The organism is Escherichia sp. WS2035, assembly GCF_046487065.1.
Classification (GTDB): domain Bacteria; phylum Pseudomonadota; class Gammaproteobacteria; order Enterobacterales; family Enterobacteriaceae; genus Escherichia; species Escherichia coli.
Window position 1 is genome coordinate 48,143 of record NZ_JBJQKD010000008.1, and the last position, 15,591, is coordinate 63,733.

At 47.5% G+C, this 15,591-nt stretch carries 12 protein-coding genes; 7 read left to right on the forward strand and 5 right to left on the reverse strand.

Annotation, left to right across the window (positions count from 1 at the left end):
• The first annotated feature begins 41 nt into the window (after positions 1-41).
• The 4 genes from gcl (at position 42) to ACJHX4_RS14610 (ending at position 4,698) form a co-directional block, all read left to right on the forward strand.
• Complete coding sequence (gcl, locus tag ACJHX4_RS14595) at positions 42-1,781, forward strand: glyoxylate carboligase (RefSeq protein ID WP_001357513.1); 1,740 nt, start codon at positions 42-44, stop codon at positions 1,779-1,781.
• A gap of 12 nt (positions 1,782-1,793) precedes the next feature.
• Complete coding sequence (gene hyi, locus ACJHX4_RS14600) at positions 1,794-2,576, forward strand: hydroxypyruvate isomerase (protein WP_001528254.1); 783 nt, start codon at positions 1,794-1,796, stop codon at positions 2,574-2,576.
• 17 nt (positions 2,577-2,593) lie between these two features.
• Positions 2,594-3,481, forward strand: a complete 888-nt coding sequence (locus ACJHX4_RS14605) for a 2-hydroxy-3-oxopropionate reductase (RefSeq protein ID WP_001523875.1) — start codon at positions 2,594-2,596, stop codon at positions 3,479-3,481.
• Positions 3,482-3,555: 74 nt separating this feature from the next.
• Complete coding sequence (locus ACJHX4_RS14610) at positions 3,556-4,698, forward strand: glycerate kinase (RefSeq protein WP_001531289.1); 1,143 nt, start codon at positions 3,556-3,558, stop codon at positions 4,696-4,698.
• Positions 4,699-4,753: 55 nt separating this feature from the next.
• Here the strand turns inward: ACJHX4_RS14610 and ACJHX4_RS14615 are convergent, their stop codons facing one another.
• The 4 genes from ACJHX4_RS14615 to ACJHX4_RS14630 all read right to left on the reverse strand — a co-directional run bounded on the left by ACJHX4_RS14615 (position 4,754) and on the right by ACJHX4_RS14630 (position 10,395).
• Positions 4,754-6,295, reverse strand: a complete 1,542-nt coding sequence (locus ACJHX4_RS14615; RefSeq protein ID WP_001531288.1) for a BCCT family transporter — start codon at positions 6,293-6,295, stop codon at positions 4,754-4,756.
• 300 nt (positions 6,296-6,595) lie between these two features.
• Positions 6,596-7,960, reverse strand: a complete 1,365-nt coding sequence (locus ACJHX4_RS14620) for an FAD-dependent oxidoreductase (protein WP_000228115.1) — start codon at positions 7,958-7,960, stop codon at positions 6,596-6,598.
• A gap of 17 nt (positions 7,961-7,977) precedes the next feature.
• Positions 7,978-9,246, reverse strand: a complete 1,269-nt coding sequence (locus ACJHX4_RS14625) for an MFS transporter (RefSeq protein WP_000203402.1) — start codon at positions 9,244-9,246, stop codon at positions 7,978-7,980.
• 66 nt (positions 9,247-9,312) lie between these two features.
• Positions 9,313-10,395, reverse strand: a complete 1,083-nt coding sequence (locus ACJHX4_RS14630; protein ID WP_001531284.1) for a glycerol dehydrogenase — start codon at positions 10,393-10,395, stop codon at positions 9,313-9,315.
• Between the two features lie 325 nt (positions 10,396-10,720).
• Between ACJHX4_RS14630 and dhaK the strand changes: the two genes are divergently transcribed.
• From dhaK to ptsP, 3 genes are read left to right on the forward strand one after another with little or no spacing between them, the layout of a single operon-like run.
• Entirely contained in the window at positions 10,721-11,785 is a 1,065-nt protein-coding gene (dhaK, locus tag ACJHX4_RS14635) for a dihydroxyacetone kinase subunit DhaK (protein ID WP_001531283.1), read from the forward strand.
• A gap of 12 nt (positions 11,786-11,797) precedes the next feature.
• Positions 11,798-12,430, forward strand: a complete 633-nt coding sequence (gene dhaL / locus ACJHX4_RS14640) for a dihydroxyacetone kinase subunit DhaL (RefSeq protein WP_001531281.1) — start codon at positions 11,798-11,800, stop codon at positions 12,428-12,430.
• A 3-nt stretch (positions 12,431-12,433) separates the two neighbouring features.
• Complete coding sequence (gene ptsP, locus ACJHX4_RS14645; RefSeq protein ID WP_001531280.1) at positions 12,434-14,815, forward strand: phosphoenolpyruvate--protein phosphotransferase; 2,382 nt, start codon at positions 12,434-12,436, stop codon at positions 14,813-14,815.
• 47 nt (positions 14,816-14,862) lie between these two features.
• Here ptsP and iraD read toward each other — a convergent pair whose 3' ends face one another.
• Positions 14,863-15,246, reverse strand: a complete 384-nt coding sequence (gene iraD / locus ACJHX4_RS14650; protein WP_001531279.1) for an anti-adapter protein IraD — start codon at positions 15,244-15,246, stop codon at positions 14,863-14,865.
• Positions 15,247-15,591: the final 345 nt, after the last annotated feature.

Below are 15,591 nucleotides of genomic sequence, written 5' to 3' on the forward strand. Positions count from 1 at the left end.
CTGACTATTCAACTCAGCGTAAATATCAGGAGAAATAATGTATGGCGAGGATGCGTGCAATCGAAGCTGCAGTAGAAATACTGAAAAAAGAAGGCATTAGCGTTGCTTTTGGTGTACCCGGCGCAGCAATAAACCCACTCTATGCCGCGATGAAAAAATCAGGCGGTATTGATCATATTCTGGCCCGTCATGTTGAGGGCGCCTCGCATATGGCTGAAGGTTACACCCGCAGTCAGAATGGCAATATTGGCGTGTGTATTGGCACATCAGGCCCTGCGGGCACTGATATGATTACCGGGCTGTATTCTGCCTCTGCGGATTCCATTCCTATTCTCTGCATTACTGGTCAAGCTCCCGTAGGAAAACTTCATAAAGAAGATTTCCAGGCCGTTGATATTGAGGCTATCGCCACGCCAGTAACCAAAATGGCTCGCACAATTCTCGAAGCGGGTCAGTTGCCGGGGATATTCCAGAAAGCCTTCTGGGAAATGCGTTCAGGCCGCCCTGGCCCGGTTCTTTTAGATCTCCCTTTTGATGTTCAGATGACCGAAATTGAGTTTGATATCGATCTCTATCAGCCACTAACCCCCTGGCAACCTCAGGCAACACGGGCCCAGGCAGTACGCGCATTAGAAATGCTAAATGACGCCGAAAAGCCCGTCATCATCGCTGGCGGTGGCATTATTAACGCCGAAGCGAGTGAATTGTTGCGTGAGTTTGTCGAGTTAACTGGCGTTCCCGTCATTCAAACCTTACGCGGTTGGGGCGCTTTATCAGACGATCACCCCCTAATGATTGGTCGCATGGGATGTCAGGCGGGTCATCGCTATGGTAACGCCAGTTATCTGGCCTCAGATTTTGTTTTTGGTATCGGTAACCGTTGGGCAAACCGCCATACCGGAGCCATTGAGACCTACACCGAAGGCCGCAAATTCATTCATGTTGATATCGAACCTGCACAAATTGGCCGGATATTTGCGCCGGATCTGGGCATTGTTTCTGATGCTGAAAGCGCCTTAACACTATTTATTCAGGTCGCCCGTGATATGAAGTCACGTGGAGAACTGAAAGACCGCAGTCGCTGGATTGCCGAATGTGCCGAGCGTAAACGCACAATGCTTCGTCGTTCAGACTTTGACTGCAATCCAATTAAACCGCAGCGCGTGTATCACGAAATGAATAAGGTTTTCGGACCGGAGACACGCTATATTTCGACAATTGGTCTGGCGCAAATCGCCGCAAACCAATTTTTACATGTTTACCGCCCACGCCACTGGATTAATGCCTGTCAGGCTGGGCCGCTAGGCTGGACAATGCCCGCAGCACTGGGCGCGGTAAAAGCTGATCCATCTGTTCCCGTTGTGGCAATATCCGGTGATTACGATTTTCAATTCTTGATTGAAGAATTAGCCGTCGGCGCACAATTTAATCTTCCGTATATCCATATTTTACTTAACAACGCTTATCTTGGTTTGATTCGTCAATCACAACGTGCATTTGATATTGATTATTGCGTTCAACTGTCATTTGAAAATATTAATGCTCCAGAAATTAATGGTTATGGCGTTGATCATAAAGCTGTGGTTGAAGGATTAGGATGTAAAGCGATTCGCGTATTCGCATCACAGGATATTGCGCCTGCACTGCAAGAAGCCCAGCGTTTGCGTGACGAATTTCACGTACCTGTTGTTGTGGAAATTATTACTGAACGCGTGACTAATATCGCTATGGGACCTGACATTAATAAAGTCACAGAATTTGAAGAAATTCTCGATTTATAAGGAAACAGGATTATGGCAAAGTTTGCAGCAAATTTATCTATGCTCTTTACCGAGTATCCATTTATTGAACGTTTTGCACAGGCAAGTCACGCAGGATTCCACGGCGTTGAGTATCTTTTCCCCTATGACTTTTCCGCAGATGAGTTGGTTTCGCAACTACATCAACATAATCTGACGCAGGTTCTGTTTAATCTTCCTGCGGGTAACTGGCAAGAGGGTGAACGGGGTATTGCATGTCATCCTGGTCGGGCAAAAGAATTTCAGAAGGGCGTTTCCAGGGCAATAGAGTATGCATTGGCCCTTAATTGTTCACAAGTTAATTGCCTTGCAGGAAAACATCCAGGTGGTTATTCGCATGAACAATGTCATGAAACACTGGTCGAAAATTTGCGCTATGCAGTAGATAAATTGGCTTCTCATGGCATAAAGTTAGTTCTGGAAGCCATTAATACAAAAGATATTCCCGGTTTTTTTGTTAACAACACCAGACAAGCTCTCAATATTATTCATGATGTAAATCATCCTGATTTTCGCTATCAATACGATATTTATCATATGCAAATCATGGAAGGGAATATTGCTACAACAATCAAAAACAACCTGAATAACATTGGACATATTCAATTAGCCGATAACCCTGGGCGTCATGAACCAGGGACGGGAGAAATCAATTACCCGTGGTTGTTAAATTATATAGACCAGATTGGTTATCAGGGATGGATTGGTTGCGAATATATTCCATCTACGACAACGACTGAAAGTCTACGCTGGCTAAAAAACGAGACTCAATTTTAATCCCTGAGGTATTTATCATGAATATTGGATTTATCGGCACCGGCATAATGGGTAAGCCGATGGCTTATAATTTACAACAAGCCGGACATACTCTTTATTTTTCAGCGCATTTTGAACCTGCACCGCAAGAGCTTATTGGTGAACGTGGCATTGTTTGCTCTACACCGCGTGAAGTCGCGCAGGAGTGTGAGGTCATCATCACCATGCTCCCTGATACCCCACATGTTGAGGATGTTCTTTTCCATCCCAACTATGGCGTAATACACGGTTTAAGCCACGGGAAAATTGTGATTGATATGAGTTCAATTTCCCCGGTTGCCACCAAAGCATTCGCACAACGTATTATCGCGGGAGGCGCGGAATATATCGATGCGCCCGTCTCTGGCGGTGAAGTTGGCGCGAAAGCCGGGACGCTTTCCATTATGGTTGGCGGATGTGAAGAGGTTTATTTACAGATCAAACCGATTCTGGAATTGATGGGTAAAAATATCACTCTGGTCGGTAACGTCGGTGATGGTCAAACGTGCAAAGTCGCTAACCAAATTATTGTTGCACTGAATATTGAAGCAGTGGCTGAAGCCCTGCTCTTTGCCAGTAAATCAGGTGCCGATCCCGCCCGCGTACGTGAAGCGCTGATGGGAGGGTTTGCCTCCTCTCGCGTGCTGGAAGTTCATGGCGAACGGATGATTAAAGGAACATTCGAACCCGGTTTTCGTATTAGTCTGCATCAAAAAGATCTGAATCTGGCACTGGAGAATGCTCGCCTGTTGAATACCCCTCTTCCTAACACGGCTATGACGCAACAATTATTTAGCGCCTGCGCCGCGCTCGGTGGTCAAGAGTGGGATCATTCTGCGTTAATTCGGGCGCTTGAAACACAAGCCAATTTCACTATCCGTAAATAATGAATTAAGGGAACCACCGGTTCCCTTCGTTCACTCGTTGCCCTGCCCCATTCCCCTATTTTGAGAGACCTGCTATGAAGATAGTTATCTCCCCCGACTCCTTTAAAGAATGCCTTCCTGCATGGAAAGTCGCCGAAGCGCTGGCAATCGGCTGGCGCAAGGTCCTGCCTGGCAGCCAACTGGTGTGTTTGCCCGTGGCTGACGGCGGCGAAGGCACGCTCGAAACACTCATTCATGCGACTGACGGTACGTTTTACACTAAAACAGTCACCGGACCGCTTGGCGAATCAATACTTGCGCAATACGGTATTTTAGGCAACCAAACCACCGCAGTGATAGAACTGGCACAAGCTTCAGGGCTGGAACTGGTTTCTCCTGTCCAGCGTTCTCCCCTTTATACGACGTCGTTTGGCACTGGCGAACTTATTCTCGCCGCCCTGGAACACAATATTGATACCGTTATTCTATGCCTGGGTGGCAGTGCTACAAATGATGGCGGTATTGGGTTGATGTCGGCACTTGGCGCATCGTTTACAGACGCCGAAGGGCTATCAGTCTCCGTTAATGGGATGGGGCTGGCGGCAATTCACCACATTGACTTACAGCACCTCGATCCACGATTGAAAAATGTGAAATTTATTGCAGCCTGTGATGTCACCAACCCACTAACCGGCGATAACGGCGCGACCCGGGTTTTTGCTCAACAAAAAGGGGCCAGTGCTGACGACCTTGAGCAACTGGAACAGGGAATGAAAAACTATGCCCGTTGCATCTACCGTTGTTGTGGTAAAGACGTCGATACGATACCCGGTTCCGGGGCGGCTGGCGGCGTTGGCGCGGCCTTGATGGCTTTTCTCGATGCTCGCTTACAACCGGGTATTTCGCTCGTGCTGGAAGCGATTCAATATACCCAACATTTAAAATACGCAGCATTGGCCATTGTCGGTGAAGGGAAATTAGATAGTCAGAGCCTGAATGGCAAAGCGCCCGTAGGCGCAGCCAAAGTTGCCCAGATGATGGGCGTTCCGGTTATCGCAATTGCCGGGTATATCGATGATCAACTTGATCTGAATGAGTTACGCCAGTGTGGAATAGAAGCCTGTTTTTCTGTCGTCAACGGCCCTTGCAATTTACCGACCGCGCTGAGTCAGGGAGAAAATAATTTAATTCGTCTTGGAGAAAATCTGGCGGGATATTTTCGTGCGATCCTGAGTTAATTCCCGTTCGGTAAAATGCCCGATAATGCAAATTACCGGGCATTCCTGAACATCATTATTCATCTCTCGCGTTTTTCTCTTCAGCCGCAAGCTGTGTCAAAAAACTCTTCAATAAAATAAACACTACGCCGCAAAGCGGTAGTCCGGCCAGGATAGAGACCGTTTGTAGCGGCTGCAAACTCTGCGCATCAAGAAGATAGAGTGTGATGGCGACGATTCCAGTCATAATCAACCAAAATGCCACGTTCCAGAATGCCGGTTCACTCTCACTATCTGCCCGTTTTTGCGTCGCAAAACCGAGGGCATAACCCACAGTACAGTGTCCGGTAATATATGAAATTAATGCTATAGCCCCAAAAGCAACCAAAAACACCTGACTTGCGGGTAGCTGCTCCAGTAAACGAGAAACGACAACGCCTCGCCCTTGTTCGTTAAGTATGGGAACAAAATCGATGACATGAGTTGTCTGCAACGATAAGCCGAAATTAGCCAGTACCATGTAAAAAACCATGCATCCCAATGAACCTGCCAGAGTTCCACATACAATCAATTGCCGGATCGTCCTTCCTTTTGAAATACGGGCGATAAATAAACCGAATGGGATGGCATACACGACCCACCATGAAAAATAAAATACGGTCCACATCTGTGGAAATCCGCTACGACCAATAGCATCGGTACTTAAACTCATCGCTACAAAATTTTGCAGCATCAGGCCGAGACCATCAATTGATTGATTAAGTATAAATGCCGTTGGTCCACAAATCAGTATTGCCAGTAGCATCAAAATGTCAGCACGAATATTCCAGTTACTGGCCCATGCCACACCTTTTTTAAGTCCAAAAAAGAGAATGAATAATGGTACTAGCGTCCAGATAAAAATAACCATGACATTGATAAACTGCCCGGCAGGATCCAGATGGAACACATGGCAAAATACGGCAGAAATCATCGGCGTTCCCAGCGCCAGCGACGTTACCGCGCCGCCGAGCAAACCAAACATATAGAAAAAGTTTACACAATGTCCGCAAAAACCATCAGCATGCGTCCCCAGGCATCCACGACATAAATCACTGACCTTTAATGAGTTCGTTTTCTTAACATGCATAAACCAACCAATAGGAACGGCGCAAATCAAATACCATGCCCATGCGGACGGCCCCCAATGGAACATGCCATAAGCAGAGGCCCAACGAGCAGCCTGAGCGCTTCCTGCTGTTGCGCCAAAAGGCGGTTGCTGAATGATCCAAATCCACTCTACAGAGGCCAGATATAACAAGCTGCCCCCCTTTCCAGAAGTAAAAATAAGTCCAAGCCAGGTTAACAAGCTGAAGTCAGGTTTTTCTCCCGACTGACCTAACAAGATATCGCCATAACGTGAGAAGGCCAGCCACAGACAACAAAGTACAACCAGAAAAGTCATGACCAGAAAAATTCCACCCATTTCCCAGGTCAAAAAATGATGTATTTTATTTATATACTGACTGGTATCTTGCGGATATATCGTCAAGCACAGAATGATTACCGCAATAAATAATATTGCTGGGATAAACACATTCAGTTCAATCAAAGAAAAGCGTTTTTTTAAATATTGCATTTCAGTCTCCTGAATGTTTTCATTCAATGAGGACGAATATTTCGCCGTTCCTTTTTCATGTGTTGCAATTGTCGGGAAAGGCGTAAAGAAAAAAAGGCGCAAATAAGTGAAAGTGCCGCAATACAATACAGCGCTAAACCACGCTGATGCTGTTGCAGCATGAACAGGAATATCCCCAAAAAGAGGCCGCAGAGAACTGTGGTTATCCAGTAATTGGCACTTAAGTGCTCAAGGTCATCGTCCCTCATGGTCTTTCTCCTGCAAGGCGCAGACAGGCTTTCAGCTCTCTGCGCCTTGTTGTTATGCCAGACGTACGCCCTGCTGTTGCAGCGTGTTTTGCAAATCAGGGATAGCAACCTGACGCACGGTGCAATTTTGCTGTAGCGAAACCACGGCGGCAGTACCTGCGGCCTCACCGGTAACGGCACAACACATCATGTTACGCATAGAAGTATGTGCAACTACGCCTGCGGAAATACAGCGACCGGCGACCAAAAGGTTCTCCACTTTTTGCGGCACCAGACAACCATAAGGGATCTGAAAGAAACGCCCGGTCGTTGGCAAAATGAGATAACCGGAACCATCAATAAATTCCGGGAAAATCCCTACACTGTCCGAACAACGCCCCTGGTTAAGGACGTAATCATCAGCAATACGTATTTCCCCCTCAATAAGCCGTGATTCACGCGTCCCCAGCGTGGCACCAAAATTGCGTAACCGTACATTTTCAAAGCCCGGAACATAGTGGCGTAGTGCGTCAATTGCCCATAATGCTTGCTGCCTTCCGGCAATCTCAGCTTTGGTTAAATCGAAGACATCGGTACAGTCAAAACCAAAGGCGTACACCATATTCATCTGGAAAGCCTCACCGCTTTCAGAAAAGGTCGACCAGGTTCCGGCAATCGCCTGGGCGTCACCTGGAATCACACCATCCTGTTGCGCGCGGGTAAAAATATCCTCCATATACGGGCTAAACATCGGGTCTTCTTTACCCGTGGTTTGAATCGTCCAGTTTTTGCCCCAATCCGCGTAGGTCGGCTTAAGTTCTTCCGCAACAAAACGGTTAAAGCGTGCCACATCAACACCTGCGCAACTGAACATCACGGTGACGCCCATCAGTTGGTCCTTGCTCCGTTTCGTCCAGGGCGCGCCTGCACGAGCGGCAATATCAGCATCCCCCGTGCAATCGACGATTCTTTTCGCCAGAATTGCCCCTCGACCTGATTTATTCTCGACGATAACACCGCATAACGTATCCCCGTCCTTGATCACGTCCACAACCCAGGAGTGATATAACGGCTCAACGCCAGATTCCGTAATCATCTGATCGGCGACAACTTTAAATCCTTCAGTATCTATAACTTCGCTAATTGACTGAGGTTCTGGTCGTGTGAAACCCAGCGCTCGTGCGCGGCCTTCATACTCACGACAGATCCCTTCACAATCTTCCGTCCCCGGATGGCGATACCAGGCAAAACTTTCCACACCAACCTGCGTCAATACGCCGCCTAGTGAGCCGTAACGCTCAACAATCATGGTTCTGGCACCTAACCGCCCTGCCGCAATGGCAGCGGATAATCCTGCCGGACCGCCCCCGATAACCAGAACGTCCGTTTGTGCAATGACTGGCGTTTGCCGTGCACTTTCATTAATCATGTCCACCATTGGTTCCCCCGTCAGATTCAGGATGCGCAATCCGCATTGTTTTCAGTGATTTCATTGACTTGATTTTTACTTTTACGATTCACACGCTGGAGGACCAGTGCGGCGATAAGGCCGATGAATGCGCAAACCAACATGAACAGGAAAACATCCTGATAACCGGCAATACCCGGTTTGCGGTCGACCATATTGCCCACCATCGTGTAGCAGTAGATTTCCGGGAAATAGGTCAGTAAAGAGATCAGACCCGCAGCAGTCCCTGTGACTTTTGCCGGGATCCGAACCTCATCAATAATTGAGAAGAACACGGCATTCGCAGAGTAAATAAACACGCCCAACGCAACCATATTCGCCAGCGCAATCGTGACGTAGCGCGACTCACCGGGCAGGAAGAAATAAACGGTAGTAAAGACAATCATGCCGATAAAGGCGTAAATCATAAAACGCGTGCGTGACGCACAGCGGTCGGCCAGTTGTCCGCCAATTAATCCCCCCATCGCAAATAACACATAGGCGCGAAGAATACTGGCAACTGCCACTTCCGATTCGCCCATATGCAGGATCTGCGTGAGATACGGCGTGACCATGCCAAAGCCGATATAAATTGACCACATACAAAAGGTCACAACACCTGCCAGCCAAACCGTCGGCATTTTCAGCACGAATGCCATATCTGCCAGACGGAAATTCGCTTTATCTTCGCTGTGTGTTTCATCCTGACAAACAAACCAGGCTAAAACACCGGCCAGAATAGTCACTACGGAATAAAAAATAATTGTCGCCCGTAAACCATCAACACCTTCGCCAAATTTGGCAAATACCGGCACGGAAAGAAATCCCAGTACAATGGAGGTTAATCCCTTACCCAGAAACCAGTAACCGTATAAGCGACCTTGTTCTTCGCTGGTTCCCAGGGTACGAATAATTCGCACACACACGGCCCAAAACGTAAATACGGTTGTAACAGCCCAAAGTGCATGTAACAAACAGATCATGGTATACGAGGGGAAGGTCGCATAATAAAAACCGCTTATCCCGGTGGAAATTAATGAAAAGGTCATTAATTTACGTGCAGAAAATCTATCGGCAGCCCAACCGCCAGGTAGATATAATAAAAAGTTCACCAATCCATAGGCTGTCATTAGAAAACCAAGTTCAGCATTAGTCGCTCCTGTAGCCTGCTGCATCGCGTCGTAATAGGTTTCCCGTAAATAAGGCAATTTATATATTGCACTTCCGGCAATACCACATAACGCCAGCGTGATCCAACGTTTCCAGTTACTGGTCATATTTATTCCCGAATGAAGTATTTAAAATGACACCAACGGCCTGCTTTGCACAGGCCGTATTATTTTTTAAAGTCCCAAATGATGTGCAGTTAAAATTGTGCAAAGAACGTCCTGCGCTGTTACTACGAATGGCATATTATGGATAGTTTCCCCTTCAGCAGTCGCGGCTTCAGCCACTGCCCGTAATTTATCTTTATTAATTTCCTTCACGCCTAACATATGAAGATTTGTCGGCAAGCCAACGCTATGGCAGAAATTGAGTACGGTTTCAATTTCCTCCTGTGGTGCGTTTTCCAGTACGAGCTGTACCAGGACGCCAAATGCCACTTTTTCACCGTGGTAGCAATGATGGCATTCCTCCAGTTGCGTCATGCCGTTATGAATGGCATGAGCTGCCGCCAGGCCGCTACTTTCAAATCCAATGCCGCTAAGATAGGTATTAGCTTCGATAATATTCTCTACCGCTTTGGTACTAACACATTGTTCAACCGCGACTTTTGCCTTATAGCCATCTTCCAGTAGCGTGGTATAACAGAGTCGGGCAATAGCCAGTGCCGCCAGTGTCGACGCCCCACCTGCCATTGTGGCTTTTCCTGACGCCTGATTGGCTCTCGCCTCAAACCAGGTTGACAATGCATCTCCCATACCGGCCACCAGCAGACGCACTGGCGCGGCTGAAATGACGCCAGTATCCATAATCACCATATCCGGGTTTTTCGGGAAAAACAGATATTCGCTAAACTGGCCTTCCGGGGTGTAAATTACTGCCAGAGAACTGGTTGGCGCATCTGTGGAAGCAATTGTCGGCACCACCACCACCGGAATTTTTTGGTAATACGCTACGGCTTTTGCCGTATCCAACGTTTTACCGCCGCCAATACCAATAACGACATTATATTTACGCTGATTAAATTTCTCACGAATTCGAGAAATTTCATTTTGCGAGCATTCACCGCAAAAAACATCAAAATCCGCAATAATGTTTTCTCTTGCAAAGCTCTGGCTTACTCTGTCACCAACCAGACCGGTCACAAATTCATCTGCAATAATTAATGGTTCTGTTCCCAAACTCGCCGCATACGTAGCAATATTATCCAGAGAACCATTTCCCTGGATATATTTAGCCGGACTTATAATAATCTTATCCATATCATTCCTCGCGTAACTTGTTTTGCTTCACTGTTAACCTACTCGTTGCATCCAGTGGCGGCAAACATTTCATTCGCGAAAAATTATGTTTTATGATCGCGCTGTAAAAAACATCATCTGCAGATGATAATAAAAAACACTTTTCATGCCTTAATCACAATATATCAATATCCACGCTGGTCCCATTTCATTTTGGAACAACACAATGAATTAACTGTTTCATTATGAATCTTATTATCGTGCGATTTGTTTTATTGCGGCTGGAGAATTAATCTCGAAAGCATATTTAGCGCGATTTACGTAATTTATCAGAACAGGAATGACTATGAAGAAATTAATTAACCAGATTGATTCTGTTGTCACAGAACAAATGGAAGGACTCATCGCCACCTGGCCACACCTGCAGGCAAATTACGCGCCCCGATATGTGTGGTGCAAACAAACCGATAATGCAGTGGCGCTGATTTCAGGCGGCGGCTCAGGCCATGAACCACTGCATGCAGGTTTTGTCGGTATGGGAATGTTAACCGGTGCATGTCCTGGTGAAATCTTCACATCGCCCACGCCAGATCAAATGATCGAATGTGCCAAAGCGGTTGATAATGGTTCTGGCGTTCTGTTTTTCATCAAAAATTACACTGGCGATATTCTGAATTTCGAAACGGCAGTCGAGATGTTACACGAAGAAGGCATCGCCGTTGGGACCGTCATTATTGATGATGATGTAGCGGTAAAAGATAGCCTGTATACAGCCGGACGTCGCGGTGTTGCGGGTACAGTTTTTGTTGAAAAGATTGTCGGTGCGGCTGCACTTCAGGGATATAACCTGGGGCAGTGCGAGCAACTTGGCAAAGATGTTAACAATGCCACACGTTCTTTTGGCATCGCACTGTCAGCCTGTACGGTTCCCGCCGCGGGAAAACCCTCATTTGAACTGGCTGATAATGAAATCGAATTTGGTGTCGGAATCCACGGTGAACCCGGCATTGAACGCCGCACTTTGCAAGATCTGGACACTTTAATCGACAGCGTGATAGCGCAATTACTGGATAATACCCCCTGGCGACGCACATTACGCCATTGGGATCGCCATGCGGGGGGATGGATTGACGCATCATCAATGAATGAGTCATTCGATCAAAATGCCGAATATATTGTGTTAATTAACGGACTTGGCAGCACGCCTGAATCAGAGTTATATGGTGTAGCCAGGGTATTTATGTGCGCCGCACAGCGCCAGGGAATTAAAATTAGCCGCCAGTTGGTCGGTAATTATTGTACATCATTAGATATGGCCGGATTTTCCATTAGCCTGCTGAAATGTACCCCAGAGTTTTTGCAACTTTGGGATGCCCCGGTCAATACGCCAGCGCTTCGTTGGGGATGTTAATAAGGACATTATATGAAAATTCAAAACAAACATGTTATTGCCTGGCTGGAGAGTTGTGCTGCACATCTTACTGAACAACAAGATTTTCTAACCGCACTTGACAGAGATATTGGTGATGCCGACCACGGCCTCAATATGAATCGTGGTTTCAGTGCCGTGAAAGCGACGTTGCCCGACATTGAACGTCAGCATATTGGCAATATCCTTAAAAATACTGGCATGAAACTACTTTCCAGCGTTGGCGGTGCCAGTGGTCCTCTTTACGGCACATTATTTATTCGCGCTTCTGCGGCAGTGGGAGCCAGAACAGAATTAACTCTGGAAGAGTGGCTGGCGTGTCTGGAAGAAGGGATTGCAGGCGTTATCGCACGAGGAAAAGCAGAACAAGGGGATAAAACACTGTGTGATGTCTGGGTTCCAGTCCTCCACGAAGCCAAAAAGAACCTGCAAGCCGGAATGTCGCCTTCCCTTCTGCTGAATACGATGGTGCAAGATGCGGCAACAGCCGTCGATAACACCATCAATATGCAGGCGAAAAAAGGACGTGCCAGTTATCTCGGCGCTCGCAGTGTGGGCCATCAGGATCCAGGCGCGACCTCCTCCTGGCTGATGATTAAGGCTATGCAGGAAGAATTCGCGGGATAAATTATGGTTGCCATTGTTATTGTTTCTCATAGTCTACGTCTCGCCCAGGGGATTGAGGAATTAGCACTACAGATGTCTGGAGGGGACGTTCCTCTGGCCATTGCTGCAGGTATTGATGATCCGCAAAATCCGATTGGCACTGATGCTATTGCCATTATGTCTGCGATTGAATCGGTCTGGTCACCGGATGGCGTTCTGGTACTCATGGATATGGGCAGTGCGCTGCTTAGTACCGAGATGGCGCTGGAGCTGCTTTCTGAAGAGCAAAGAAGTGCAATTTATCTGCTCGCCGCCCCTGTAGTGGAAGGTGCCATGTCAGCGGTAACGTCTGCCGCAGCGGGGCTTTCGGTGACGGAGATTATCGCTGAAGTGGATCTTGCGCTGTGCGCTAAACAGCAGCAGCTCATGCCATCCCCGCCTGCAGGCGAGGTTATTCCAGCAATATCACCAGTCAATCATTCCGGTGAATGGCAAACTTTTTGCTGGACGATATGTAATCCCCACGGCATTCATGCTCGTCCGGCAGCCAGCATCCTGAAAGTATCAGCACAATATTCGGCAAACATTATCGTCATCAAAGGCGATAAACGCGCCAGCACCCGCAGTCTCAACGAACTGGCAATGCTGGGCGTCCGCTGTGGCGATGAAATCATCTTCCAGGCCGAAGGCACCGATGCCAGTGACGCTCTCAAGGCAATTGAAACGTTGGCGAAAAATCATTTTGGTGAAGCTCACCTGCTCGCTTCTTCAGAGATTCCGCTAACGGAAACGCCGGTGGTCAGCGCCCCTGTCGATGGCGCAATATCAGGCTTGTCAGTACAAAATGGTATCGCTATTGGTCCTGTTAAATGGTTTACCTGCGAACGACCAGAAATTACGCAGCGCACCGTCGATTCTCCGCAAGAAGAGCTGTCGCGAATCGAGTCTGTTATCGACATTGTTGTTTGTGAACTTGCCGATAAAGCGGCAGGCCCTGAAGGCGATATTTTTGCCGCCCATAAAATGATGCTTGAAGATCCAGAGATTAACCGGCAACTACAACAAAGTCTGGCAAAGGGTCAACAGGCAGAATTCGCATGGTTAGAAGTCATGCAGGCACTGGCAGAGCAATATTGTCATGCGGAAACACTGTATTTACGTGAACGCGAGGCAGATATCCGTGACCTTACACGTCAGGTACTGAACCAGCTTTGCGGGGTAAGTGAACAACACTTTATCACTACCGCGCCCTGCATTTTGTTAGCCAACGATCTGTTGCCATCACAGATAACCAGCCTGAATAAAGCACACATTCTTGGCATTTGTCTTCATAATGGCGGAACAACTTCACATACAGCGATCCTTGCCAGAGCAATGGGAATCCCCGCTATTGTGAAAGCGGCGATTACCCCGCAAAACGTCCGCGATAACGATACGGTCATTCTTGATGGTGAAACAGGCCGTTTGTGGCTACAGCCGGATGAGGTCACCCGCCTGGATTTACTGCAACGCGCCGAAGCATGGCGGCAACAAAGGGATCGTCAGTTAGCTGATGCCATGCTGCCCGCTGTCACGCAAGGTGGGCGTAACATCAGCGTGCTGGCGAATATTGGTGATCTGCAAGATATTGAGGCTGCGCTATCTCACGGCGCTGAGGGCGTTGGCTTGCTGCGTACCGAGTTTTTATTCCACGATTCTGCGACATTACCTGATGAGGAAGAGCAGTTCCGTGTGTATTGTTCTGTCGCCCGAGTTTTTGGCGACAAACCAGTCACGATCCGGACTCTGGACATTGGTGGTGATAAACCGCTACCTTCATACCCTTTACCCACAGAGGACAACCCCTTCCTGGGACTTCGAGGTATCCGGTTGTGTCTGGCGCATCCACAAATATTTATTCCTCAATTGCGCGCACTTATCAGGGCCGGGAAAGAATACCCAACGTTGCAAATTATGCTGCCGATGGTTTCAACGCTCGAGGAGGTCAGGGCCGTCAAAACATTGATACATGCTCAGGCAAAACTGCTGGGACTTACTGCAGAAAATCTTCCGGCGCTGGGAATTATGATTGAGGTTCCTGCTGCAGTCATGATTGCAGAAAAATTAGCCAGTGAAGTCGATTTCTTTTCCATCGGCACCAACGATCTGACGCAATATATTATGGCGGCAGACAGAGGAAATAGCACCGTCGCGGAACTGGTCGATTATCGTAATGACGCGGTGATTAACGCTATTGCTATGGTGTGTCAGGCCGGACGTAATAATGAAATTCCGGTCAGTATGTGCGGCGAAATGGCTGGAGATATCCAGCAAACAGCACGACTGCTCACCATGGGGATTGATAAGCTCAGTGCCAGTCCATCCCGGCTTCCGGCCTTGAAAGCAGCAATCAGAACCTCCCACTAATTGTGACCTAACGCGATACGTCTTGCGCGTATCGCGTTTCCCGTCATTTACTGCGGCATCGTGCGATGCCAGCTCCCCTTCTGCCAGACCAGGTCAAACGTTAGCGGCTCATCATCGTGGTACAGCATCATCTCCAGACTAATGGCCAACTCGTGGCAATAGGCTTCTTTCAGATTGACCTGCAATGCCGCAATACGTGGATCATGAAATAAAAGCGCGGAACGCAACTGGCGGCAATACCAACTCTGGAGAAGCTTGTCGCTCTGATTATGCCCTTGCCACTCAGGCATGCCTGAAACAAGTAATATTGGTAGCGGTGAATGGGGAGAACTAAAAAGTTGAAAGAGATCCCGGCATACGGAATCACGCAGCGATAACGTATTGTTTCCTGTACTTTCAGGTAATACCGTCTGAACTGATTGGCGCATCATTTTGCGCACTCCTGACGTTTAGTGGCATCTGTATCCTGCCCTGGCTGCCGGACACCACTGGGTTGATGCTCATATTCCATAATCATTCCTTTATGCTCATTGCGTCCCTGGCACTTTCATAAGGGATTTATAAGATCCGCCAAAGATAAAACACTGTACAGAAAAGAATATCCACTGACTTTTAATTTAAAAAGGTATCATTTGACAAAAGTCATTAAACATAACGGAAATACGTTAACATATTCTGATTATTCCGAATAATTTTTCAGCGTTAAACTGATATATAATTATTCCAAAACAATATATCGTACGTAATGATTAATTTACGCATAATATATTCTGCAG

Coding starts and splice junctions, on each gene's coding strand:
- dhaL (WP_001531281.1), top strand. CDS start 11,798: ATGAAAATTCAAAACAAACATGTTATTGCCTGGCTGGAGAGTTGTGCT.
- ptsP (WP_001531280.1), top strand. CDS start 12,434: ATGGTTGCCATTGTTATTGTTTCTCATAGTCTACGTCTCGCCCAGGGG.
- ACJHX4_RS14625 (WP_000203402.1), bottom strand. CDS start 9,246: ATGACCAGTAACTGGAAACGTTGGATCACGCTGGCGTTATGTGGTATT.
- ACJHX4_RS14610 (WP_001531289.1), top strand. CDS start 3,556: ATGAAGATAGTTATCTCCCCCGACTCCTTTAAAGAATGCCTTCCTGCA.
- ACJHX4_RS14630 (WP_001531284.1), bottom strand. CDS start 10,395: ATGGATAAGATTATTATAAGTCCGGCTAAATATATCCAGGGAAATGGT.
- ACJHX4_RS14615 (WP_001531288.1), bottom strand. CDS start 6,295: ATGCAATATTTAAAAAAACGCTTTTCTTTGATTGAACTGAATGTGTTT.
- ACJHX4_RS14620 (WP_000228115.1), bottom strand. CDS start 7,960: ATGGTGGACATGATTAATGAAAGTGCACGGCAAACGCCAGTCATTGCA.
- ACJHX4_RS14605 (WP_001523875.1), top strand. CDS start 2,594: ATGAATATTGGATTTATCGGCACCGGCATAATGGGTAAGCCGATGGCT.
- iraD (WP_001531279.1), bottom strand. CDS start 15,246: ATGATGCGCCAATCAGTTCAGACGGTATTACCTGAAAGTACAGGAAAC.
- dhaK (WP_001531283.1), top strand. CDS start 10,721: ATGAAGAAATTAATTAACCAGATTGATTCTGTTGTCACAGAACAAATG.
- hyi (WP_001528254.1), top strand. CDS start 1,794: ATGGCAAAGTTTGCAGCAAATTTATCTATGCTCTTTACCGAGTATCCA.
- gcl (WP_001357513.1), top strand. CDS start 42: ATGGCGAGGATGCGTGCAATCGAAGCTGCAGTAGAAATACTGAAAAAA.